The organism is Natrinema sp. LJW11 (assembly GCF_056135975.1).
This window is the reverse complement of sequence record NZ_JBWBDM010000011.1, coordinates 78,003-101,717: the sequence shown is the minus strand read 5'-3', so window position 1 is coordinate 101,717 and position 23,715 is coordinate 78,003. Positions and strand designations below refer to the sequence as shown.

Genomic DNA, 23,715 nt, shown 5'->3' with positions numbered 1-23,715 from the left:
GTCGTTCCGGAGAGGGGACGTCTCCTTCGTCGGCAAAAGTATCGATCTGTTTAATATATACGTAGATTTAAGAGTGCGGTGCACCTCCTCAGCATACGGAACAACGATTCAGCACGTGTGTTCGCGTCCCGACGGTGACGGTGCCGCTCGAACCGGACTTTCGGTCTCTCGCGGAACGTACCGCCATCTCTCACCGTCGCGGTCACGCGGAACGCATCGCAGTGGATCCGTGCTTCCCACCGCTGAGACAGATGATCGAAGATAACACACCCACGACAAACGGAACCGAGCCGTCGCTCCGAGCGAGACACGACCAGCAGGACGAATCAGCAGAGATCTGCGTATAATGGCCCCCGAGCAAAACGTACGGACCGTTCGTATCGTGTGTGACGAGTGCAACTTCTCGACGGAAGTAACGAGGGACGGGGAAAAATCCGCGGAAGTGATTCGGGAACACGGTCGAGAAACGGGCCACAAACTCTCCGTCGACGAACCTGACGACGACGCGTAGGGACGGGGGACGGATCGGTCACCGTCGAACGGCGACTCGCTCTCCGTCGAACGACCCGTGCTACTCCGTCGAAACGCGCCGAGAAACGGAGGAACACCCTTACGCGTCGCCACTAGACGTTCTGTTATGATCCCGCCCATCGCGAACCGATTCGTCGCGGGGGAGTCTCCTGCGGAAGCGCTCGAGCACGTCCGTCAACTCAACGAGCGCGACGTGAAGGCCGTCGTCAATCTGCTGGGCGAACACTACGACGAGCGCGATCCCGTCGCGGCCGACGCCGCCGAGTACCGCCGACTCGTCGCCGACATCGCCGGCTCGAGGCTCGAGGCCTGCATTTCGGTCAAGCCATCGCAACTCGGATTGGATATCGGCGAGGACGTCTTCCGCACCGAGCTAACGGCGATCGTCGACGCGGCGGCCGAACGCGGCGTCTTCGTCTGGATCGACATGGAGGACCACACGACGACCGACGCGACGCTGGACGCCTTCGAGACGGTCGCTCGCGAGCGGGGAGGTGGCGTCGGCGTCTGCGTCCAGGCGAACCTCAAGCGGACTCGAGCGGACGCGCGGCGCCTCGCAGACGTTCCCGGGAAGGTGAGGTTCGTCAAGGGCGCGTACGATCCGCCGGCCGACGTCGCGTACGCGGACGGAGAGCGAATCGATCGGGAGTACCGAGACCTGCTCGAGTACGCGTTCGAACGCTACGACGGCGGGATCGCGGTGGGGAGCCACGATCCGGCGATGCTCGAGTACGCGACGGCGCTCCACGAGCGCTACGGTACCGCGTTCGAGGTACAGATGCTGATGGGCGTCCGCGAGGACGCCCAGTACGAGTTGGCCGACGAGTACGAGGTCTGGCAGTACGTCCCCTACGGCGAGCGCTGGAAGTCCTACTTCTACCGTCGGGTGATGGAACGGCGGGAGAACCTCCGGTTCGCGCTCCGGGCCGTCCTCACCGGGTGATCGTCGCTCGAGATCAAAGGATAGGCTAAAGGCGAACGGATCCATCGTGAGGAACATATGACGACGACGCTCGGAACCGCGAGCGCGGGGCCCGGCGAGATGGATACGGGCCGTCTCGAGGTCGGCGAGACGCGAGACGGGAGCCCGTTCGGGCTCCCGGTCGCCGTAATCAACGGCGCGGCGTCCGGAGACACGCTCTACGTACAGGCGGTCAGTGACGGCGACGAACTCAACGGCGTCGGCGTGATCCAGCGCCTCGTGCCCCGGCTCGATCCCGCCGAGCTCTCGGGCACGATCTTGATCGTCGGGATCGTCAACTACCACGCGTTTCAGGTGGCCGAACACCGCAACCCGATCGACGATACGAAGATGAACCGGGCCTATCCCGGCAACGAGAACGGGACCTCGAGCGAGCGGATCGCCGCCGCGACGTTCGACGTCGCGACCCGAGCCGACGTGATCCTCGATCTCCACCAGGGGTCGACCAGCCGGATGCTCGACGAGGTCCGGGTCCGATGCGGAACGCGCCACCGCCTCTACGACGAGTGTCTCGAACTCGCGAGAGTCTTCGGATGCGGGCACATCCTCGACCAGAAGGGGCCGGACGGCCAGTTGGCCCGCGCCGCGCCGAACGAGGGGGTCCCGACCGTCGACCCCGAACTCGGCGGGGCCGTCGGCTGGGACGAGGAGAGCATTCGGAAGGGGGTCGACGGCGTCTTCAACGTCCTTCGGTACTACGGCTACCTCGATGAGGACGCGGACGTGGAGCGCCAGGTACGGGCCAGCGGCTTCGAGCAATACGGCGCTCCCAGCGGCGGCCTCGTGGACCTCCAAAAGGAGTTGGGAGAGCGGGTCGCGAGCGGCGAGACGCTGTTCGAGGTGACGACGCCGTTCGGCGAGCCGAAGTCGACCGTCACCGCCAACGGCAACGGCATCCTCTGGCGGATCCGTCGACTCCCGCAGGTCGCGACCGGCGAATACGTCTGCTCGGTCGGAACCGACATCGACACCGTCTGACCATGCCGGCCGATCTCACGTGTCCCGACTGTGGCACCCGCTACGACGCCGGTCCCGACGAACCGTGGCGCTGTGCGTGCGGCCGCGGTCTGGAGTTTACGGAGCGACCTCACCCGGAAGGCGATCCGCTCCCGCTGCACAGTCTGGACACGAGCGAGGGGCTGTGGACCTTCTTCGAGTTCCTCCCGATCGAACAACACGTCACGTTCTACGAGGGGTTTACGCCGATGGTCGAGGCTCCCGAGTGGGACGCGCAGTTCAAACTCGAGTACGTGTTTCCGACGGGGTCGTTCAAGGACCGCGGCGCGACGACGACCCTCTCGCGGGCGGTCGAACTCGGCGTCGAGAAGGTCATCGATGACTCCTCCGGGAACGCGGGTGCATCGATCGCGACCTACGCGGCCCGCGCGGGGCTCGAGGCGGACATCTACGTGCCGGCGGACGTCAAACAGTCGAAGCTGATGGCGATCCAGCGGGCCGACGCGCGCCCCGTTCGCATCGAGGGGACTCGAGAAGACGTCACCGCGGCCTGCCTCAGGGCCGTCGAAGGGCGCTCGAACGGTGATTCCGTCTCGGCCGGCGACAGCGATGCGCCCCGCCAGACGGGCGAGGGGTGGTACGCCAGCCACGCGTGGAACCCCGCGTTCTACGCCGGGACCATGACGTTCGCATTCGAGGTGGCCGCCCAGCAGGGGTGGACCGTTCCCGACGCCGTCGTCCTCCCCGTGGGTCACGGGACGCTCTTCCTCGGCGCGTACCGGGGATTCTCCCTGTTGAACGAGGCGGGAATCGTCGACGGAATGCCGCGCCTACTCGGGGCGCAGGCGGCCGGCTACGCGCCCATCGTCGCGGCAATCGGCGGCGAGACGACCGACGAAGACGGCGACGGGACGGCCATCGCCGACGGGATACGGATCACCGAACCGGCCCGCGGTACCGAGATCCTCGAGGCGATCGAGGAAACCGGCGGCGACGCGATCGCGATCGGTGGGGACCCGATCGAGACCGCGCTGGACCGACTCCACCGCAACGGATTCTACGTGGAGCCGACCTGTGCGGTCGCCCCGGCGGCCCTCGAGCGGTACCGCGAGGAGGGTGTCGTCGCCGACGACGACGACGTCGTCGTGCCGCTGACGGGAAGCGGATTCAAAACGCTTTGAACGGTCCGGTCCGAAAACCCGGATAGATGGTCAGTCGACCGCCGACGTTCTGCCCCGACTGTGGCACCCGACTCGAGTCGATCACGTTCGACGGCCGCGAGCGCGTGCGGTGTCCGAACTGCGCGTCGATCGTCTGGCACAACCCGGTACCCTGCGCCGGCGTCGCCGTGATCGACCGATCCGGTCGGGAGCACGCCGTGCTCTGCGTCGAGCGCGGCGTCCCCCCGGGCGTCGGCGAGTGGACGATCCCCGGCGGCCACGTGGAGACTGGCGAGGAGCCCGCGGCGGCGGCCGCCCGCGAACTCGAAGAGGAGACGGGCATCGTCGTCGGTACCGACGACCTCGAGCTCCTCGCCGCGTCGGCGATGCCGCCCCGAGAGGGCAAACACGTCGTGACGGTCCACTACGTCGCCGATCGGGTCGACGCTGAAGGGGTGCCGACGGCCGGCAGCGACGCCACGGACGCCCGGTTCTGGACGCCGAGCGAGTTCGACGCCTCGAGCGAGACCTTTCGCCCGGTCCACGAGGAGCGGTTCCGCGAGGCCGCCGCCCCGTTCGAGTGAGCGGTGGCACTCGAGGAGCGAAACGGATCGTCGAATCGAGTCGACGCGGGATCAGGGGATTCATTAGCGACCCGACCCAGATTCGGACGATGAGCACACCGTCGTTCGCCATGGGAATCGCCGGCGGCACGGGAGCCGGGAAAACGACGGTCGCACGCACGGTCGCGGAGACCGTCGGCGAGGCGGTCACGCGGATTCCGATCGACAACTACTACGAGGAGCTCTCGCACCTCGCGTTCGAGGAACGCCAGGCGGTCAATTACGATCACCCGTCCGCGTTCGAGTGGGAACTGCTCCGGGAACAACTCGAGACCCTGTTGTCAGGCCAGCCGATCGAGATGCCCCAGTACGACTTCGAGGCGCACAACCGTACCGACGAGCGCGTCACCGTCGAGCCCTCTGAGATCATCGTCCTCGAGGGAATTCTTGCCTTACACGACGAGGAAATCCGAGAGCTCCTCGACCTGCGGGTGTACGTCATGACCGACGCGGACGTCCGCATTCTCCGCCGGATCGAACGCGACGTCATCGAGCGCGGGCGCGACCTCGAGGGCGTCATCGATCAGTACCTCGAGACGGTCAAACCGATGCACGAGCGCTTCGTCGCGCCGACGAAGAAGCGGGCCGACGTGATCATTCCCGAGGGGGCAAACCGGATGGCGATCGACCTCCTGATCGAGAAGGTCCAGGCCGAACTCCCGGAGGGGTCGGAACGACTCGACGTCTCCGACCGCGAGTTGGCGTTCACTGATCGGACGACGGACTGACCGCGTTCCCGTTGCAGTTTCGGTTCCGAGTCGGCTCGGCGAGACGACGCGCCGAGACGAAACCCGACATTCCTTTACTCGAGCCCTGAATACGGGCGGGTATGTTCCTCTCCCTACGCGCGGAGGTCGAAGACGCCCTCGAGGGGGCGCTCTCGACGCTGGACTTTCCCACGGACGATCTGGGGATCGAAGAGCCGCCGGACGACGTCGAGAGCGTCCTGGCCTCGAGCGTGGCGTTCCGACTGGCCGGCGAGGCCGGCGCACCGCCGCCACAGGTCGCCGGACGGGTCGCCGACGAGATCGACGCCGACGACCTGACCTACGTGTCGGACGTGCAAACGCAGGGTCCCTACCTCAACTTCCTGCCGAGCGACGCCTACTTCGCCGAGACGCTCGAGGCGGCGACCGGCGATACCTACGGCGCTCTGCCGGATCGCGAGGAGTCGGTCGTCGTCGAGCACACGAGCGCGAACCCCACGGGACCGGTCCACGTCGGCCGAGCCCGGAACCCGATCATCGGCGACGCCGTCTGCAATCTGCTCGAGTACGCCGGCTACGACGTCGACCGCCACTACTACGTCAACGACGCCGGCCGGCAGATGGCCGTCTTCGCCTGGGCCTACGAGACGTTCGACGAGGACGACCTCGAGGACGAGCCCGAACGCGACCGCATCGAGTACGACCTCGTGCGCTACTACCGCAAGGGGAACGCCTACCTCGAGAACGCCGCCGAGGACGAGGTCGAAGCCGCCGAGGCCGAGATCGAGTCGATCATGCAGGGCCTCGAGGCGGGCGACGACGAGGCCTACGAACGGGTCAGCGAAGTCGTCGATCAGGTGCTGGGCGGCATGACGGAGTGTCTCGCGCGCCTGCCCGCCGAGTTCGACGAGTTCGTCAAGGAGACGCGGTTCATGCGCTCGGGTGCGACCGACGACCTCGTCGCACGACTCAAGGAACTCGACGAATCGGTCTACGAGGAAGACGCCTGGCAGCTCGAGCTCGAGGACCACGGCATCGATAAGAACCTCGTCTTCCTGCGGGCGGACGACACCTCGCTGTACGCCACCCGCGATCTGGCCCACCACGAGTGGAAGTTCGACGAGTACGACCGCGCGGTGACGGTGCTGGGCGAGGACCACAAGCTACAGGCGAAACAGGTCCGGACGACCCTCGAGTTGCTCGGCAACGAGACCGACCAGCTCCGACAGGTGCTCTACTCGTACGTCAACCTCCCCGAGGGGAAGATGAGCACGCGACGGGGAACCGGCGTCGATCTGGACGACCTGCTCGACGAGGCGATCGACCGCGCTCGCGACGAGGTTGAGGACCGACTGGACGACCGCATCCGCGACGACGAGCTAGCGGAGGCCGACATCGAGCGCATCGCCCATCAGGTCGGAATCGGCGCGGTCCGCTACGATATCGTCTCCAAACAGCCCACGAAGGCGATCACCTTCGAGTGGGACCGCGCGCTGGACTTCGAGGCACAGTCCGCGCCCTACGTCCAGTACGTCCACGCGCGCTGTTGTGGAATCCTGGAAGCAGCCGGGCTCGACCCCGAGACCGACCTCGCGGCGCAGGAAGTGACCCTCGACGCCCTCGACGCCGACCTGCTCGAGACCGAGGCCGAACGTGACTTGCTCGAGACGATCGCGCGGTTCCCGGCGGTCGTCGACGAGGCCGCCGACGACCTCGAGCCCCACCAGATCGCGACCTACACCCGCGAGTTCGCCGACCGGTTCAACGGCTTCTACCGGGAGTGTCCGGTGCTCGCCGACGACGTCGATCCCGACGTCCGCGACGCGCGACTCGCACTGGTCGCCGCCTCGAAACACGCGGTCGCCAACGCGCTGTCGATTCTCGGCGTGGCCGCACCGCGCTCGATGTAGGATCGCGGTTCGGTGAGACGCACGGCTACGCGATCAGTCGGGTTCCGAAAGAACGGGAGGTCACCGGGCGACCGCAACGGGACCGCTACGACGTCTCGTCGACGGTATCGAGAACGCGATCGACGAACTCGTCCTCGTCCATCTCGTCGTTGATGAACGCGAGCGCCCACTGGACGTCGACGTAGAACGACATCACCTTGGCCCCGTCCTTCTCGAGCACCCAGGTGACGCTCTTGACCGCGGCCACGAACGCCTCGGGGTCGGTGATCGCCGATTCGATGTCGCTCGCGAGCGACTCGAGTTCGGCCATCAGCGTGTCGGGGTCGGTGGTCGTCGTCGTCGCGACGATATCGACTTCGTCACCGTCTTTGTTGACGTCCTTGATCGAGATCTTCTCGCTGTCGATCTTCAGTTTGTCTGGATCGAGACCGGGGACATCGGGTTTGTCGGTGCCGTCAGACCCGTCGGTTCCGTCGCTTCCATCGTTCCCGTCGTTTCCGAGCGACTCATCGTCGTCGTCGTTCGGGTCCGAGTCGTCGCCGGTTTCGTCGCTCGAACAACCCGCGAGCATGGTTGCGAGTGCTGCGCCACTGCCGAGGAGGATTTTTCGTCGCTCCATGGGCGAGGCATCGAGAACGGCAGTGATTAGTAATCAGTTCGTTACTATCTCGGACGCTGAAACGCACTCGTTTCGACTCGAGAACGGACGGAAGGGGGCTCGTAGCGTGTCTCTACACCGATACAGACGACGGTACCGACCGATCAAACGCCGCATAATTCGTTGCGCGCTGTCGGACTACTACTGTGCCACCCCCGCAGAATGAATCCCCGCGCGATCGCCAAAACGACGGGACGAACGGCGGGTGCGTGCAGGAATCGACGGATCAGGTGGTTCCTACCACCGGTAATCGTGGGCACGACGGGGACGATCGCTCGTCAGGGATCCGATTCGGCTTCCGTGATCGCGCTCGAGACGTCGTCGTGTGCCGCCTCGCGCTCGTCGGTATCGGCCGCATCGTCACCGCCGGTCGCATCGTCACTATCGGTCGCATCGACCTCGTCACCGCCGTCCGCGTTCGGTTCGGCCGCCGGTCGTTCGGCGTCGGCGGACGCGGTATCCCCGTCACCGGCGCGGTCGGGCTCCGGAACGTCGATCTCGGTCCCGGTCAGATCGGCCGCGAGGCGGCGGTAAGCGACGGCGGCGGGTCCGTCGGGCTCGAAGACGACCAGCGGCGTCCCGGCGTAGACGCTGTCACGAGCCGCGGGATCCTCGGGAATCGTCCCGAGGAGGGGCACCTCGAGACGGTCGGCGAGTTCGTCGTGGGAGACGTCGCCGTCCGGCCGGGTGCGGGTGAGGACGAGACCAGCGACTTCGCCGCCCGCGCGGTCGGTCAGTTCGATCGTCTTTTTCGTGTCGTGGATGGCCGCGGGTTCGGGCGTCGAGACGAGGACGACGGCGTCGGCCAGTCCCAGGGGGAGAACGGTCTCGTGGCTGATACCGGCGCCGACGTCGAGGAAGACGTAGTCGAAGCGCGATCGCAGTTCTTCGACGACATCGCGCAGCCCCTCGGGAGAGGTTTCGGCGTACTCGTCGAGGTTGGTTCCGCTCGGGACGGCGACGATGTCGTCCGCGAGTCGGTAGGTGGCGTCGTCGATCGATGCATCTCCGGCTAACACGTCGTGAAGGGTGGTCGAGTCGGGGGTGAGGCTGACGAACCCGGCGAGGTTCGCCATGCCGAGATCGACGTCGACGATGGCGACGCGCTCGCCGGCCTCTGCGAGGGCCGTGCCGAGGTTGACCGTCGTCGTCGTCTTCCCGACGCCGCCTTTCCCGCTCGCGATGGCGTAGACCGTCTCGTGAGACATACTCGGATACTGTCCGGACCCTAGAACGGCACCACCTTAAATCGTGACCACACCTCCCTCGTCGTTACAGGGGAGTTCACGTCGGCGACGGCGCCCCGCGCGTTTCGCGTACGACTGGGGACTGTCACGCGTCGGCGGGGACTGTGACGACCACTCGCCGGCAGCCAGCACTATCGACGTCGATCGGCCCGCGCTCCCGCGTCGGCAGGTGTGTCAAAGGATTCTTACCCACAGCCGCGTTTTATACGGCTAATGAGCCAGGAGGGCGAGCAGGAGCACTCGGACCGGAAAAAGTACGAGTTCCGGAAGGTCATCGAGGACCTCAAGGACTACGACGGCTCCGGAACGCAGCTCGTGACGATCTACATTCCCGACGACAGACAGATCAGTGACGTCGTCCAGCACGTCACGCAAGAACACAGCGAAGCGGCCAACATCAAGTCCAAACAGACCAGAACTGCCGTCCAGGACGCGCTGACGAGTATCAAAGACCGACTCCGCTACTTCGATACCTTTCCGCCGGACAACGGCATCGTGCTCTTCTCCGGTGCCGTCGACTCCGGCGGCGGCCGCACCGACATGGTCACCAAAGTCCTCGAGAGCCCGCCCCAGCCGATCGAGTCCTTCCGCTATCACTGCGACTCGGACTTCCTGACCGAACCCTTAGAGGAGATGCTCGCCGACAAGGGCCTCTACGGTCTGATCGTCCTCGACCGGCGCGAGGCCAACGTCGGCTGGCTGAAGGGCAAGCGCATCGAACCGGTCAAATCCGCCTCCTCGCTGGTTCCCGGCAAGCAGCGAAAAGGTGGCCAGTCCGCCCAGCGATTCGCCCGGCTTCGACTCGAGGCCATCGACAACTTCTACCAGGAGGTCGCGGGGATGGCGAACGACCTGTTCGTGCCGCGACGCCACGAACTCGACGGCATCCTCGTCGGCGGTCCCTCGCCGACCAAAGACGAGTTCCTCGACGGCGACTACCTCCACCACGAACTGCAGGACACCGTCCTGGGCAAGTTCGACGTGGCCTACACCGACGAATCCGGCCTAAAGGACCTCGTCGACAACGCCGAAGACGCGCTCGCCGACGCCGAGGTGATGAAGGACAAGAAGGTGATGGAGGAGTTCTTCGAGGAACTCAACGCCGGCGACCTCGCGACCTACGGCTTCGAGCCGACCCGCCGGAACCTGATGATGGGGTCGGTCGACCGCCTCCTGATCAGCGAGGACCTTCGAAAGGACGTGATCACCTACGACTGTCCCGACTGCGGCACCACCGAGCGCGAGGTCGTCGACCGCCGGAAGTCGACCCCGACACACTCCTGTACCGAGTGTGGCACCGACGTCGAGGCGACCGAGGAGGACCGCGAGGACGCCATCGACCACCTCATCGATATCGCCGAACAGCGCGGCACCGAGACCAAGTTCATCTCGACGGACTTCGAGAAGGGCGAACAGCTCCTCAACGCCTTCGGCGGCTTCGCGGGAATTCTGCGGTACTCGACCGGCGTCTAAGGTCTCTAGTCGCACAGTCTCCGATGGCTGTTCACCTTGCTGTACTTCCCACCGAAGCGATCAGTAACGGGTAGCGATGTGTCATCGACCCAGACCAACTGGTATGCGGTGGCGCGCGCTGTCGGTCAGCCGAGTGCTAGCGAGGCTGGCCGACGTCATTGCGCGAGGGATGAGCGAGGGAAGAATGACCGAGCGAATCGGCTGGGGAGGGTGTGGCCATTCCCTGCCGCCACGATAGTAGAACGCTTGTTTCACTCATCCTCGTCCACGGACTCCGTATGATGAATTTCTCGTTCCGACGATCGACGCGTCCGTCCGTCGATGACGCCGAAACCCAACTACTTACCACCCCGTCAGCAAACCACTAACCATGTCCATCTCGAGCCGACACGTACTCGTCACGGGCGGAGCCGGCTTCATCGGCTCCCACCTCACCGAGCGCCTGCTCGCCGACGGCACCGACGTCACCGTCGTCGACGACTGCTCGAACGGCGACCGCGACCGCGTCCCCGACGACGCCGAGTTCCTCGAGGCCGATCTCACCGACCCCGACGCGCTCGCGGGGCACCTCGAGAACGTCGACCTCGTCTTCCACCTCGCGGCGTCGAAACACGTCGACACGGACCGCCCCCACGGCCAGTTCGACGACAACACGCGGATGACGCGCAACATCCTCGAGGCGATGGCCGACGCCGGCGTGACCGAGATCGCCTACACCTCCTCCTCGACGGTCTACGGCGAGGCCCCGCGACCGACGCCGGAGGACTACGCGCCCCTCGAGCCGATCAGCGCCTACGGAGCGAGCAAGCTGGCCGACGAAGGGTTGCTCTCGGCGCGGGCCCACAGTCACGACCTCACCGTCTGGAACTTCCGATTCGCGAACGTCGTCGGGCCGCGCCTCCGCGGGGCGGTGATCCCGGATTTCATCGAGAAGCTGCAGGACGACCCCGAGCACCTGACGATTCTCGGCGACGGCCGACAGGAGAAGTCCTACCTCCACCTCGAGGACTGTCTCGACGCCATCTTGCACGTCGTCGAGCACGCCGACGACGCGATGAACACCTACAACCTCGGCACGCGCACGACGACGTCGGTCGACCGGATCGCGACCATCGTCGCCGAGGAACTGAACGTCGATCCCGAGCGCGAGTACACCGGCGGCGAGCGGGGCTGGACCGGCGACGTGCCGAAGATGCGCCTCTCGATCGAGAAGCTCTCGGCGCTGGGCTGGGAGCCCCGCCTCTCGAGCGACGAGGCGGTCCGACGGTCGACGCGCGAGATCATCGACGAACTGCGTTGAACCGGTCGGCTGCGGTGCTCCTTTCGCGGCGAACGTGCTCGAGCGGCGGGTATTTCAGGCACCAGCGGTAAGAGCGGTCTTCCCGCAGCACGTCTATGAGCGAGGAGCGATGCGGCCACATAACGAGCAGCAGCGGGGTCGAGGACGCCGGAGCGGTCTGTTGCTGGCGATCGACGTGGGAGGGAGCGGACCGCTGTCTCTGGCACGCCGACGTCGTCGTTCCGACGCAGGCATACGAGCGCCACGCACCGGAGGCGGGAAAGCGTCTCGACGGCGCGAATTTCGAGGGTGCGAAGCTGGGCGGCACGTCGTTCCTCGCGGGGCGTTCGCTCGTCGACGCCGACTTCACGAACGCGGTCCTCGACGGCGCCGATCTCTCCGGGGCGGATCTCCGGCGAGCCACGTTTCGGGACATCGACGCCCACGGCGCGTCGTTTCGAGACGCCAACCTCCACGACGCGGTGTTCGTCTTCGCCGACCTCCGCGGTGCTGACTTTCGCGGCGCGCGGCTCTACCGCGCGGGACTGACCGACGTCCGACTCAACCTCGAGACGTCGTTCGGGGAGCGACCGGTGTACGAGACCGAGCTCGGGGGAGGGGTGGCTCCCGACGGGTTGACGGGGCAAATCGAATCCACACAGTGGGTATACCGGGAGCTACAGCGGGTTTACGACGAGAACGCGTTCCCGAATCGGGTCAACGCGTATTACCTGCGTGAGATGCACTTCCGACGACGACAGGCCTGGCGGACCGGAGAGTACCGGCGCGCGATCACGCTCGCCGGCTCGCGCTGGATCATGCACTACGGGACGAGTCCCTGGCGCGTCGTGGGGACCTCGCTGCTCTTGATACTCGTCTGTGCGATACTGTACCCGTTGACCGGCGGCATTCAGGAGATCGGAGCCGAAACCGCGGTCACCTATCAGATCGAAAACCCCACCGAGACGCGCGGATGGGTCCTCGTGCAGGCGTTCCTGAAGAGCCTCTACTTCAGCGTGATCACGTTCGCGACGCTCGGCTACGGTGACATCCAGCCGGTGGAGGGGCTGGCTCGAACCATCGCCGCCATCGAAACGCTGCTCGGCTCGCTGCTGATGGCGCTTTTGGTCTTCGTCCTCACGCGAAGCGTTCGATACTGATCACCGGCGAACGCGGCGATCGACCCCCTCTCGGCTGACAACGGGTCTGCGGGGCGGTGACGGCGTTCCGCTCGTTCGCCCATCGACATCTCACCGTTCCGCGATTGTCCAGCGGAGCGCTCGTATGGCCGCCGGTCAGCCGCCCTCGAGCGGGTCGACTAGCGACGGCTCGTCCGTCGACGGATCGTTCACCGCCGTCGACACCGGGTACGCACGCATCTCGTCGGCCGGATACGGCTCGAGCAGTTCCCGCGGATCCTCGCCGGACAGCCACCGCCGCTCGGCGTCGGGCTCGAGGATCACCGCCATTCGGTGGTGCAGATCCGCGACGAGGTCGTTCGGCTCGGTCGTGATGATGGTAAACGTCTCGAGCGGACCGGGGTCGGGTTGCTCGTCGACGCCGCCGCCGAACGCGCCGAGTCCCGTCTGGGTCGTCTCCGGTTCCCAGCGCTCCCAGAGGCCGGCCATCGCGAACACCCGGTCGTCCGCGAACGTGACTCGATGCGGCCGCTTCCCGTCGTCCGTCTCGACCCACTCGTAGAAGCCGTCCGCAGGAACGAGACACCGACCCGCCGAAGGCATGTCGAGCTCTCGCTCGCTCGACTCGCGAGAACACCGCCGTCGCTCGTACGCCGCCTGGAAACTCGGTTTCTCGTCGACGGACTCCGCCCGCGCGTTGATCAGTCCGCCGCTGTCGTCGTCGGCCCACGAGGGAACCAGCCCCCACTCGAGGCGCTGGACCGTCTCCGGTTCCTCGCCGGTGATCACCGGCAACTCCTGACCGGGGGCCATGTTGTACCGGGGGGTGAACCCCGATCCCGGTTCCGAATCGGGTTCGGACGCATCGTCCCGAAAGCGGGCGTCGAATCGGGTCTCGAGGTCGTCTTGCTCGACGACGAGCGTGTAGCGACCGCACATACTCGATCATCGGGTCGCCAAGCCAAAGAGTTGTCCAGTCACCGCCGCCGTGATAGTTCAGTAGCGACCGGACCCGCCGTTCACTGCCGCCTGACGCTGCGAAATATCAGTTCGGAATACGCCCGTTCACAGTAGTATGAAGCGCTTACCCCGATTCGGGAGAGCGGTACGGGCCCCGTTACGATATCCGATCCCGATGGAGTCGACAGCGGGGTCAGCATGACGGATCAATACGAAATGGTGGTGTGTCAAAGCGGCAATCTGGAACTCAGAGATCCGGATGACCCCGACTGCTGGATCGCGACCGATTCGCCGATCGAACTCGAGCGGTAACGCGCTCTCCCCGTACCCCTCCCCTTCCGACCGTCCGCAGTCGATCAGTAGCGACGTTGATAGCCACCGCTATCAGGTGTGAAAACCGCGAAAGCGCCAGAGCAGGGGATTCGAGCTACGGTCGGCCGTGCTCGCGTTGCTCGTCGATCGATTCCGGTAGAAACGCCAGGACAGGGATTTGAACCCTGAATCCCAAAGGGAACACGCTTTCCAGGCGTGCGCCTTACCATTCGGCCATCCTGGCTCAGATCATCCTAACCGCGTGCGTTGTTTAACTGTTACGAGATGTGCTCACTCCTGCTCGCGATTCGCCGCTCGCGCAGCGAGTCGCGGCTCGAGCAGGAACGCGCCGACCCCCGCTCCGAGACCGACCAGCGAGCCGAGCGCCAGCGCCTGGGCGATCGTCACGATCGGCTCGGCGAGCAGGGTGTAGCCCTGGATGAGCACCAGAAACGAGAGGAACCCAACCACACCCCACAGGAACGCGGATTTTGCCCGCGGATCGATTCCCATCCTCCCGGGCGGATAGCCACTCACGCCGGATTCACTCGGCTTCGTCGACGGACGCGATGGCTTCGATTTCGACGCCGACGCCCTTCGGAAGCGCGGCGACCTCGACGGCGCTGCGGGCCGGCGGCTGGTCGTCGAAGTAGTCGGCGTAGGCCTCGTTCATCGCCTCGAAGTCGTCGATGTCCTCGAGGAAGACGGTCGCTTTGAGGATGTCCTCGGAGGACGCACCCGCTTCGTCGAGGACGGCGTCGAGGTTGTAGAGGGCCTGATCGGTCTGGTTCTCGATGGACTCGTCGTCGAGGAGGTCACCGTCCGCCGTCATGGGAATCTGACCGGCGGTGAACACCAGCGAGCCGTTGCTGGTCGCCTGGCTGTAGGCACCGACCGCGGCCGGCGCGTCGTCGGTTTCGATGATTCGTTTCACGCTCGATCCCTCGCCCCGCGTCGGCTTAAAAGCGGGCGAAGTCGAGTTCGCGCTTCCGAGAGCGGATACTGCAATCCGTCGAACGGAGAGAACGGTCGGGACAGGAGTTCGATGTCACTCGAATCCGAAAGTCGTCACGTTCACTCTCTCCCGGTCCCACAGCCACCGAGGGGGCCGTCCAGAATGGGTCCGGATAGCGATCTTCCGCGTCAGGCGAGCACGTCGACCTCGTAGCCCGCGTCCCGGAGCGCCGTCAGGAACTCGTCGACGTGGTCGGGGCCGCGCATCTCGAGTTCGAGTTCGACCTCGGTATCGCTCATCTCGACGTCGCGGGAGGTGTGATCGTGATGGATGGCGTAGATGTTCGCGCGGTGTTCGGTGAAGATGTCCAGGAGGTCGTCGAGCGCGCCGGGGCGGTCTTTCAGGACGGTCCTGATCTTCAGATAGCGGCCGGTCTCGACCAGTCCGCGGACGATGACGTTAGCGAGCGTGTTGAGATCGATGTTCCCGCCGCAGAGCGCGGGGACGATGACCTCGTCTTCGGCGTAGTCGAACTTCTCGAACAGCACGGCGGCGAGGGGCACCGCGCCCGCGCCCTCGACGAGGGTCTTCGAGCGCTCGAGCAGGTAGACCAGCGCGACGGCGATCTCGGGATCGGAGACGGTGACGACCTCGTCGACGTACTCCCGGATGTAGGGGAACGTCCGCTCGCCGATACTCCGGGTCGCGATCCCGTCCGCGATCGTGTCGACCTCGTCGATCGAGACGCGCTCGCCCTTCGCGAGGGACGCGGCGGCGCTCGAGGCGCCGTCGGCTTGCACCCCGATCACGCGAACGTCGGGACGTTGCTCCTTGATCGCGACCGCGATGCCGCTGATGAGACCGCCGCCGCCGATCGGGGCGACGACCGTTTCGACGTCGGGGCAGTCCTCGAGGATCTCGAGGCCGATCGTCCCCTGGCCGGCCATGATGTACTCGTCGTCGAACGCGTGGACGTAGGTTCGGTCCTCCTCGCGCTCGAGTTCGTGGGCGCGCTCGGCGGCCTCGTTGTAGTCCCGCCCGGAGAGGACGACCTCCGCGCCGTAACTCTTGGTCGCTTTGACCTTCGAGATCGGCGCGTGCTCGGGCATGACGATCTTCGAATCGACGCCCGATCGCGTGGCCGCGAGCGCGACCCCCTGCGCGTGGTTGCCCGCGCTGGCCGTCACGACGCCCGCCTCCTTCTGGGCCGCCGAGAGCGTCGCGATTCGGTTCGTCGCGCCGCGAATCTTGAACGCGCCCGTCCGCTGGAAGTTCTCCAGTTTCAGGCGGATATCGGCCCCGGTCATCGACGAATAGGTGTGCGAGTGCTCGAGGGGCGTGTGTCGAGATGTCTCTCGTACTCGCTCGCGCGCCTCGAGAATATCCGAGTGTTCGAGCATACGCCCGTCTACTCGGGACGAGGTGTAAGGATTACTGTCGGGGACCGGGAGAGCCGTGTCAGGCCCGCCACCGTCCCCCTAACAGCGATGTGCTGCGACAGGGCAGCACGACAGGGAATACAGGGAATGCACGGCGTGTGACGTGCGACTGGAAAAGGGGACCCGGAGTATATAAATCTCATGCACCCGCGGCGAAAGTGAAACCGCCGGACGAGAGCCGGATAGACGGGTCGTCAGACGGAGGACAGACGGGCGTCATTCGTGATTCCGTACCACAACGTCGTTCCGTGAAACGAGCGTTCGGACGCGCTCGCGGAGCGACCCGTCCCCCGGCCACGTCGCGTCGATGCCGAGCCGAGCCGGCTCGCCGACGTACGCCCAGCACTGCTCCTCGTCGGTGCCGGCCACACCGGTCACCGGCACCGCGACGCGGACGTACAGTCCGGTCTCGACGCCCTCGTACCGATCGAGTCGCTCGAGGCCCGCATCGTCGACCGCGAGCAATCGTCCGTCGACGCTGCCGCCGGGCGCGAGCGTCGGATACCGACCGTCGACCCGGTGGAGCCCCTCGAGCGTCGCGCGGCCGGAAAATTCGTAGTGGGCGTCGTCCCCGAGGACGGTCGCGACCCGCTCCCGTTCGGTCAGCGTTCCGTAGACGAAAACGGCCATATCGGGTGTCGTGGCTCGAGGGACTTGCGCGTATCGGCGTTCGATCGATTCCGACACCACCGCCTCGGAGGCGAGTACACCGCAGCAAAGCGAGCCCCGCAGACGGCGCGGGGGGAACAGTACGGACGGTCGAACGCTATCTATTTTGAATTCGGTTTCCCCTCGGCAGAGAAAGCCCACCGATTCGAACGGGCCGCAGTTTCGAAACGGCAATGTAGAGTAGCAAGGCTCCGAAGAAGGTTGCAGGCGTCAACACGAGGTGCCAGATGATCGTCTGTTGTACCTCGTACCCGCTCGCGGTGAGCGCTTCAGCTCCCTTCTCGAGAACGTATAACACGGGCGGATGTGCAACGTAAATACCGACGGCATAATTCCGTCCCCACGATGGTACCGCGGTGGACGCTCCGAGAGCCGGTCGTGAGAGGAGGAAGACGAACAGCGAGAGGGTAACCAGCGCCGTTCCGACCGTATAACTCGACCAGTAGACGCCCTGCGCAACGGTGCTTTCCGTGATGACGTAGCCCAGGACGTATCGTTCACCGAGATGGAGCGCGCCGAAGAGGACGGTCGCTCCGAGATAGAGCGCGCTTCGATCGGCGTCCGGCTGCCAGTCCGACGAGTAGATGGCGTAGCCGAGGCTCGTGTAGAAGAACCCGAAGAACAGTCCGTCTCTGACCGCGAACGGAATATCCACGACCATCGGATAGCTCGAGCCGAGCAGTCCGACGAGGTGAAATCCGAGCGAAATCGGCAACAGATACCCACTCAGACCGTGATTCGTACCGAGATAGATGAACAGGTACGAAAAGAGGAGCGCCGGGAAGAACCACAGAATCTCGGAGACCGACGTCCCGTAGTAAATCAGTTCGATCGGCGACACGAACGCGGCCAGCTCGTGTACGACGCTGGTCACGACATCGCGGTTTTCAACACCGGCCTGTACGGCCGTTCCCGCGAGGTAAACCGGGACTGCGAGCAGTAATCCGAACAGATAGAGCGAAGAGATACTGGAGACGCGTTTGCGGAACTGGGTAGTCGAATCGCTGTGAGCGATTGTGAGGGCGAAAAAGTACCCGGACGTCATGAAAAAGAACGGAACTGCGAACCGCGCAGTGGATTCGAGCAGGAAGTTTGCGAGATTACCGTACAGCCCGAGTCCCTCGAACGGATCCGTGTGTATAACGACGACGCCGACCATCGCAACGATTCGCGTCGCGTCGATACTGGAGATGCGCTCGGACATTATTCGGGCTCGAACCCGTTTCGTCCGCGGTTTCTCGCTTCCGGTGAACGACTCTCTGGCCCACAGAAGTGCCCGGTACGCGCGCTGGTCTGTCGCAGTCTCGCATATGTGCGTCCGAGTATACCGCGACTCCGCCGGACACGATCCGGGAGAGACGGGTTCGCCCTCTCAGTTCGTCCGATCATACGGCTCCTCAGACCGTGTGCAAGCTGAATAAGGACAGTCACCGTTTACACGCTACCTACGGATTTGCCCGAATTACAATCAGTTAGACAGTGTTTAGCGTCTGACTATCACCCTTCCCGATCGAAATGACGACGTCTCGAGATCGGTTCCACCCGGCTATCGATGTTCGAGAGGAGAGCAGCGGATTCGTCTGCAGTGACCGAGACGCATCTGGGCGGTTCGGGTGACTGTGATCGAAGCTGGCCTCGAGTGAAGGTACGAAGATGAGCGCCAAGAGACGGGGCTGTCGGCTCGAGGAGAACGGTACCGAACGGCGCCCGAGAACCGCGAGTCGCGAGTTATCGCTCTTCGAGCGGGACGAACTCCTGATCTTGTGGCCCGGTGTAGCGGGCGCGCGGGCGAATAAGTCGGTTGTCCTCCTGGTACTCGAGGACGTGAGCGATCCAGCCGCCGGCGCGGCTCATGGCGAAGATGGGGGTGTACATATCGATCGGGATGCCGAGCTGGTAGTAGACGGAACCGGAGTAGAAGTCGACGTTCGGGGCGATCCCCTTCTCGCCGAGGCCCTTCTCGTCGGTGAGGTACTGCTCGATGGTGGTGGTGTAGTTGTACCACTTGTCCTCGCCGTTTTCGGCGAGTTCCTTGCTTCGTTCCTGGAGAATCTTCGCGCGGGGGTCCTTGACGTTGTAGACGCGATGGCCGAAGCCGGGAATGCGCCGGCCCTGCTCGGTCGCCTGTTCGACCCACTCGCGGTGGTCGAGGTCGCTCTCGTCGATCTCGATGAGGACTTCCATGACGTCCTGATTCGCGCCGCCGTGGAGCGGCCCGGAGAGGGCGCTGATACCGCCGGTGACGGCGCTGTAGATGTCGGCCATCGTCGAGCCGATGACCATCGAGGTGAACGTCGAGGCGTTCAGCCCGTGGTCCGCGTGGAGGATGAGCGCCTGATCGAAGGTCTCGGCGGCGATGTCGTCGGGCTCCTCGCCGGTCAGCATGTAGAGGAAGTTCGCGGCGAGACCCAGATCGGGGTCGGGATCGATAGGATCCTCGCCGAGGCGGTAGCGCTCGAAGGCCGCGAGCGCGGTCGGGATCTTGGCGGTGATGCGACGCCCCTTCCGAAGCGTCGCTTCGAGATCGTCGGGGTCGGCCTCGTCTTCGGGTTCGTAGGCCGAGAACATCGAAACCGCAGTCCGCAGCGCAGCCATCGGCTGCTCGTCGGCCGCGGCGAGCTTCTCCATCATCACGAGGACGTCGTCGTCGACCTCGCGTTCATCCGTGAGCGCGGCCGTAAACGGCTCGAGTTCGTCCTCGGACGGCAGGTGACCGTTCCAGAGCAGGTAGAGAACTTCCTCGTAGCTCGCGCCGCGAGCGAGGTCCTCGATCGTGTAGCCGCGGTAGATCAGCCGACCGGCGTCGCCGTCGATCGAACTGAGTCCCGATTCGGCGACCAACACACCCTCGAGCCCTTTCTTGAGGTCGTCAGACATACTCAGGGATTTCGGACCCCAATGGAAAAGTATTATCGTTTATCGGGTGACGGCGGTCGACGCATCGATTGTTCGTATTTTGCCGGTTTTACGACTACAGACGAATGCTTGTTTCGTGATCGAACGAACGGACAGTCAGTCGCTTCCCGGGCAGATTACTATAATCGACTTTCGTGATAGGCAGTCACGAGTCCGAATCGGTTACGACGGCGGATATTCATCGGGGATCGGCCGGATTCGGCCGGGAGAATAGTTCTCTTTGACACGGTGGAGAAGCGCTCGAGGGCGACCGTCGTCGTGACGGCGTGACTCGGGGCGATCGCCGGGACTCGAGCCGATCGAAATCGTCGTCCCGCGTCGTCACCCTTTTTGAAGCGCTTTTCGAACAACGACCGGTAATGGATCGGTCGTACTGGCGAACGGTGTCGCTCGTGACGCTGTGGCAGGTTTCGGCGAGCATCTGCTACTACACGATCTTCGCCGCGACGCCGTTGTTCCGGGACGAGTTCGGACTGTCCCGGTTCGCGGTCGGACTGGTGGTGACGACGCTCACGCTCGGCTACGCCGTCTTCCTGTTGCCGCTGGGTGCGCTGACCGATCGCTTCGGCGAACGGCTGACGCTGACGCTCGGCCTCCTCGGTCTCGCGACGGGTAGTCTCCTGGTCGCGGGCGCGCCGACGTACGCCCTGTTGCTCGCGGCGGTATTCGTCCTCGGGTCGCTGTACGGGACCGCGATCCCGGGGACGAATAAGGCGGTCTTCGACCGGATCGAGCCGGGCCGCCAGAACCTCGCGATGGGGATCAAGCAGGTCGGCGTCACCGGGGGGAGCGGTATCAGCGCGCTCCTGGTCACCGGTCTCGCGGGAGCGCTCTTCCCCCGAGCCGGTTTTCTCGTCGCCGCGGGAGTCGGCGCGGTCGTCGCCGTCGTGTTTTACGTCGGCTACTCGAGCGATGGCGGTGGCGGGACGGCCGACTATCCCGACTTCGGCGCGTTGCTCTCGAACCGGCCGTACGTCGTGTTGACGACCGCCGGCCTCTTTCTGGGTGCGGCCCTCTTCACGACCACCGGCTACACGGTCCTTTACGTCGAGGAGTCCATCGGCGCGTCCGTCGCGTTCGGGGGGGTCGTCCTCGCGCTTGTCCAACTGTTCGGGAGCGTCGGCCGCGTGCTGACCGGCTGGCTGAGCGACGTCTTACCGGGAGAGCCCCGCGTCAGGATCGGATCGCTGCTCGTCGCCCAGACGATCGGCAGCGCCGTCATGTTCGTTGTCGTCGCGTCGACGACGACCGAACGCGGCGTCGCGGTCGCGTTCGCCGTCCTCGGCTTCTTCGTGCTCGGCTACACCGGCGTCTACTACTCCGTCATGGCGACGCTGGTCAGCGCCGAAGAGATGGGGGCCGCAACCGCGGGCGGCCAGCTCGCGCTCACCAGCGGCGCGCTCGTCGCACCGCCGGCCTTCGGCTATCTCGCCGATACGGTCGGCTACCGAGCGTCGTGGCTCTTTCTGGCCGCGCTCGTCACCGTCGCGGCCGGCCTCCTCGTGCAGGTCGTCCGCACGGAGCCGTCGATTACGGCTCCCGCCGCGGCAGACGTCTCCGAGAAGTAGTCGCTCGAGCGGAACGCGGCCAGTCCGGCGCGCCAGCCTACTCGAGTTCTTCGACGAGTTCGACGACGTAGCCGTCCGGATCCTCGATAAACGCGACGCGGACGCCGATCTCGTCCATCGTCGTCGGCTCCGTCCGGATCGGCGGCTCCTCTCGTTCGACCAATCGCTCGAACGTCTCGTCGGTGCTGTCGACGCCGACCGCGACGTGGGCCATCGTCCCCGAATCGATCTTCGGCCCGCCCGCGGGATCGTACTTGAACTGGAACTCCCCGTTCTCGCCGCCGATATAAACGTTTTCGACGCCGTCGTCGGCGGTAAACGACCAGTTCTCCTCGAGTCCGAGCCCGTCGACGTAGAACTCGCGCGTTCGCTCGAGATTCGATACCCACAGCGCGGTATGAATGACGTCCATATCCGGGCACACGCGGCCGGTATTCAAAGAGATACTGGGACCGAGGCGACGCGAGCGGAGACCGCCGACGGAGTAGCTCGGACGAGGCTCACTGCCGGTCGCGGTCCGCCTCGAGGATCGCGTCCATCAGTTTCGTCTGGGCCGCCGCGAGGTGTTCGGTGAAGGTCGACCGGGCGACGCCGAGTTCCTCGGCCACGTCGGTCGCGTTCGCGCCCTTGGGATAGTCGAAGTAGCCCATCTCGTGGGCCGTATCCAGAATCTCCCGCTGGCGAGCCGTGAGTTCGTCTCGGTTGACGACGACCGGATCGGCGGAGAGTTCCTCGTGGTCCTGGGAGAGTTCCTCGACGACGACGCCGTCGAAATACGCCCGCAACTCGTCGACGATCTCGGCGACCTCGGTGAGTTCGAGCGTGCGAAACGAGATCAGTAGTGCACCGTCCTGGGCGCGGACCGACGAGACCGGCGTTCCCGTCGTCTCGACGATTTCGCAGGCGCAGTCGGCGGCCTCGTCGCGTTCGAATCGGTAGATCGCCTCTCGATCGTTTGATTGGATCGGCGTTACCTCGACGTCGGACTCCCCGTCGACCGAGGCCTCCGGCGCGACGCCGAACTCTTCGACGATCGTCCCCTCGGCCGTCGGCTGCGACGACCTGGAGACGGAATCGACCGACTCGTCAGTAGACGCGGAAACGGCAGCGACCGGACAGTCCGCCGGTTCGTGGACGACGACCGTCGCTCGAAAGCCAGTCATACGTCGTGGTACGTCCGCACGCGAGATAACCGGAACCGGGAATTCCCACCGTGTGGAAATACCGCGGTCGTCTCCACGGCCCTCTCGGGACCCTCGCGGACGATCGCAGACGAACGGAACCGATCCGCGGGCCGTTTCAACGGTCGTGGTACCACGACTCTCGGAAGTGTTATCCCCGGGCCGGTCCTACGTTGATTCGTAATGGCAGAAGGTAAGGTTGATTTCTTCAACGACACAGGCGGCTACGGTTTCATTGAGACGGACGACGAGGACGACGACGTTTTCTTCCACATGGAGGATGTTGGCGGTCCGGATCTCGAAGAAGGCACGGAGATCGAATTCGATATCGAACAGGCCCCCAAGGGCCCCCGCGCGACGAACGTCACGCGCAAGTAACCGACGTCGCGCCGGGCGACGCTGAACGACCATTTTTTTATAGACGACCCGAACCGGTAGTGCGATCGGTGTCCGCACGGCACAACGAGTATACGGTACAGAAACGTCATTGAGCCGCGGCGACCACGAAGAAAGCGAAGAAACGGCCCCGACTTGAGGTCGGCCGCCGGTGTCGGAACCGGTTTCGAGACACCCCGTCCAGTTCTAGAGGTTCTGGCCCAGTTTTTCGCGGCTGATGTGAATGCCCGTCGGCGTGATGATCATCTGATCCTCTCCCTTCCGGACGATGTCGCCGTCGACCTCCTGGGCGACCTGGCGCAGTTCGTCCACGATGTGTTCGACGGTGCTGTCCTCGGTCCGCAGACGCGTGATATCCGCGATGACGATATCGCCGTCGTAGACGGCGTCTTTGATATCGATCGCGTCGGCCTTCGTGCCGACCTCCGCGATGTGTACCTGCATCGTCGCCTCGGCCGACCCCATGGAGGCGTCCTCGAGGTCCAATTCGGCGTAGTCCTCGACGGTTCGGGACTGGTTCCCGCCGAGAATTTTGCTCATCAATCCCATACCGGAGAGAGTCCGTCGCCGTCTGTATAGTTCTTACGTCAGACGTGACCGTTCGCCCGCCGGAAACGCGCCGCCGGTGTCGTTGGGCTCACAGTAACCCTTTT

At 64.9% G+C, this 23,715-nt stretch carries 23 protein-coding genes and 1 tRNA gene; 11 read left to right on the top strand and 13 right to left on the bottom strand.

Annotated features, from left to right (window positions below):
* Positions 1-637 precede the first annotated feature (637 nt).
* From AC0QDI_RS22850 to argS, 6 genes are all read left to right on the top strand, one after another.
* Positions 638-1,474, top strand: a complete 837-nt coding sequence (locus AC0QDI_RS22850) for a proline dehydrogenase family protein (protein ID WP_474672166.1) — start codon at positions 638-640, stop codon at positions 1,472-1,474.
* Between the two features lie 57 nt (positions 1,475-1,531).
* The gene (locus AC0QDI_RS22845) at positions 1,532-2,491 is read left to right on the top strand and encodes a succinylglutamate desuccinylase/aspartoacylase family protein (RefSeq protein WP_474672164.1); all 960 of its coding nucleotides are present in this window, start codon (positions 1,532-1,534) and stop codon (positions 2,489-2,491) included.
* A 2-nt stretch (positions 2,492-2,493) separates the two neighbouring features.
* Positions 2,494-3,651, top strand: a complete 1,158-nt coding sequence (locus AC0QDI_RS22840) for a pyridoxal-phosphate dependent enzyme (protein WP_474672162.1) — start codon at positions 2,494-2,496, stop codon at positions 3,649-3,651.
* Positions 3,652-3,677: 26 nt separating this feature from the next.
* Positions 3,678-4,214 (top strand): NUDIX domain-containing protein, encoded by a 537-nt coding sequence (locus AC0QDI_RS22835; protein ID WP_474672160.1) that lies wholly within the window; start codon positions 3,678-3,680, stop codon positions 4,212-4,214.
* A gap of 89 nt (positions 4,215-4,303) precedes the next feature.
* A complete protein-coding gene (udk, locus tag AC0QDI_RS22830) occupies positions 4,304-4,981 on the top strand; it encodes a uridine kinase (protein WP_474672158.1) in 678 nt (225 codons plus the stop codon).
* Positions 4,982-5,082: 101 nt separating this feature from the next.
* Complete coding sequence (gene argS, locus AC0QDI_RS22825) at positions 5,083-6,870, top strand: arginine--tRNA ligase (RefSeq protein WP_474672156.1); 1,788 nt, start codon at positions 5,083-5,085, stop codon at positions 6,868-6,870.
* A gap of 85 nt (positions 6,871-6,955) precedes the next feature.
* Here the strand turns inward: argS and AC0QDI_RS22820 are convergent, their stop codons facing one another.
* Positions 6,956-7,489: a DUF8159 domain-containing protein gene (locus AC0QDI_RS22820; RefSeq protein WP_474672154.1), complete on the bottom strand. Its 534-nt coding sequence runs from the start codon at positions 7,487-7,489 to the stop codon at positions 6,956-6,958.
* A gap of 317 nt (positions 7,490-7,806) precedes the next feature.
* The gene (minD, locus tag AC0QDI_RS22815; RefSeq protein WP_474672152.1) at positions 7,807-8,736 is read right to left on the bottom strand and encodes a cell division ATPase MinD; all 930 of its coding nucleotides are present in this window, start codon (positions 8,734-8,736) and stop codon (positions 7,807-7,809) included.
* 252 nt (positions 8,737-8,988) lie between these two features.
* On the opposite strand from minD, the gene prf1 reads away from it, so the two are divergent.
* From prf1 to AC0QDI_RS22800, 3 genes are all read left to right on the top strand, one after another.
* Positions 8,989-10,248, top strand: coding sequence for a peptide chain release factor aRF-1 (prf1, locus tag AC0QDI_RS22810; protein ID WP_474672150.1), 1,260 nt, complete (start codon positions 8,989-8,991; stop codon positions 10,246-10,248).
* Positions 10,249-10,618: 370 nt separating this feature from the next.
* Entirely contained in the window at positions 10,619-11,548 is a 930-nt protein-coding gene (locus AC0QDI_RS22805; protein ID WP_474672148.1) for an NAD-dependent epimerase/dehydratase family protein, read from the top strand.
* A gap of 95 nt (positions 11,549-11,643) precedes the next feature.
* A complete protein-coding gene (locus AC0QDI_RS22800; protein WP_474672146.1) occupies positions 11,644-12,687 on the top strand; it encodes a pentapeptide repeat-containing protein in 1,044 nt (347 codons plus the stop codon).
* A 135-nt stretch (positions 12,688-12,822) separates the two neighbouring features.
* Here AC0QDI_RS22800 and AC0QDI_RS22795 read toward each other — a convergent pair whose 3' ends face one another.
* The 8 genes from AC0QDI_RS22795 to citZ form a co-directional block, all read right to left on the bottom strand.
* Entirely contained in the window at positions 12,823-13,605 is a 783-nt protein-coding gene (locus tag AC0QDI_RS22795) for an SOS response-associated peptidase (protein WP_474672144.1), read from the bottom strand.
* Between the two features lie 496 nt (positions 13,606-14,101).
* Positions 14,102-14,182 (bottom strand) — tRNA-Ser (locus tag AC0QDI_RS22790).
* 47 nt (positions 14,183-14,229) lie between these two features.
* A complete protein-coding gene (locus AC0QDI_RS22785) occupies positions 14,230-14,475 on the bottom strand; it encodes a DUF7981 family protein (protein WP_474672142.1) in 246 nt (81 codons plus the stop codon).
* 7 nt (positions 14,476-14,482) lie between these two features.
* Entirely contained in the window at positions 14,483-14,872 is a 390-nt protein-coding gene (locus tag AC0QDI_RS22780; protein WP_474672140.1) for a Rid family detoxifying hydrolase, read from the bottom strand.
* Positions 14,873-15,081: 209 nt separating this feature from the next.
* Positions 15,082-16,293, bottom strand: a complete 1,212-nt coding sequence (ilvA, locus tag AC0QDI_RS22775) for a threonine ammonia-lyase (protein ID WP_474672138.1) — start codon at positions 16,291-16,293, stop codon at positions 15,082-15,084.
* A gap of 255 nt (positions 16,294-16,548) precedes the next feature.
* Entirely contained in the window at positions 16,549-16,962 is a 414-nt protein-coding gene (locus AC0QDI_RS22770) for a gamma-glutamylcyclotransferase family protein (RefSeq protein WP_474672136.1), read from the bottom strand.
* A gap of 136 nt (positions 16,963-17,098) precedes the next feature.
* On the bottom strand, positions 17,099-18,205 hold the full coding sequence (locus tag AC0QDI_RS22765; protein WP_474672134.1) for an acyltransferase: 1,107 nt from the start codon (positions 18,203-18,205) through the stop codon (positions 17,099-17,101).
* Between the two features lie 524 nt (positions 18,206-18,729).
* Positions 18,730-19,878 carry a citrate synthase gene (citZ, locus tag AC0QDI_RS22760; RefSeq protein WP_474672132.1) on the bottom strand — a complete coding sequence of 383 codons (1,149 nt, stop codon included), beginning with the start codon at positions 19,876-19,878 and terminating at the stop codon, positions 18,730-18,732.
* Positions 19,879-20,276: 398 nt separating this feature from the next.
* Here citZ and AC0QDI_RS22755 point away from each other — a divergent pair, with 398 nt between their 5' ends.
* Positions 20,277-21,485, top strand: coding sequence for an MFS transporter (locus AC0QDI_RS22755; RefSeq protein WP_474672130.1), 1,209 nt, complete (start codon positions 20,277-20,279; stop codon positions 21,483-21,485).
* A 37-nt stretch (positions 21,486-21,522) separates the two neighbouring features.
* Here the strand turns inward: AC0QDI_RS22755 and AC0QDI_RS22750 are convergent, their stop codons facing one another.
* Positions 21,523-21,897, bottom strand: a complete 375-nt coding sequence (locus AC0QDI_RS22750; RefSeq protein ID WP_474672128.1) for a VOC family protein — start codon at positions 21,895-21,897, stop codon at positions 21,523-21,525.
* 88 nt (positions 21,898-21,985) lie between these two features.
* Positions 21,986-22,648, bottom strand: a complete 663-nt coding sequence (locus tag AC0QDI_RS22745; RefSeq protein WP_474672126.1) for a helix-turn-helix domain-containing protein — start codon at positions 22,646-22,648, stop codon at positions 21,986-21,988.
* 201 nt (positions 22,649-22,849) lie between these two features.
* Here AC0QDI_RS22745 and AC0QDI_RS22740 point away from each other — a divergent pair, with 201 nt between their 5' ends.
* Complete coding sequence (locus AC0QDI_RS22740) at positions 22,850-23,044, top strand: cold-shock protein (protein WP_098725595.1); 195 nt, start codon at positions 22,850-22,852, stop codon at positions 23,042-23,044.
* Between the two features lie 204 nt (positions 23,045-23,248).
* Here the strand turns inward: AC0QDI_RS22740 and AC0QDI_RS22735 are convergent, their stop codons facing one another.
* Complete coding sequence (locus AC0QDI_RS22735) at positions 23,249-23,611, bottom strand: cell division protein SepF (RefSeq protein ID WP_474672124.1); 363 nt, start codon at positions 23,609-23,611, stop codon at positions 23,249-23,251.
* Positions 23,612-23,715: the final 104 nt, after the last annotated feature.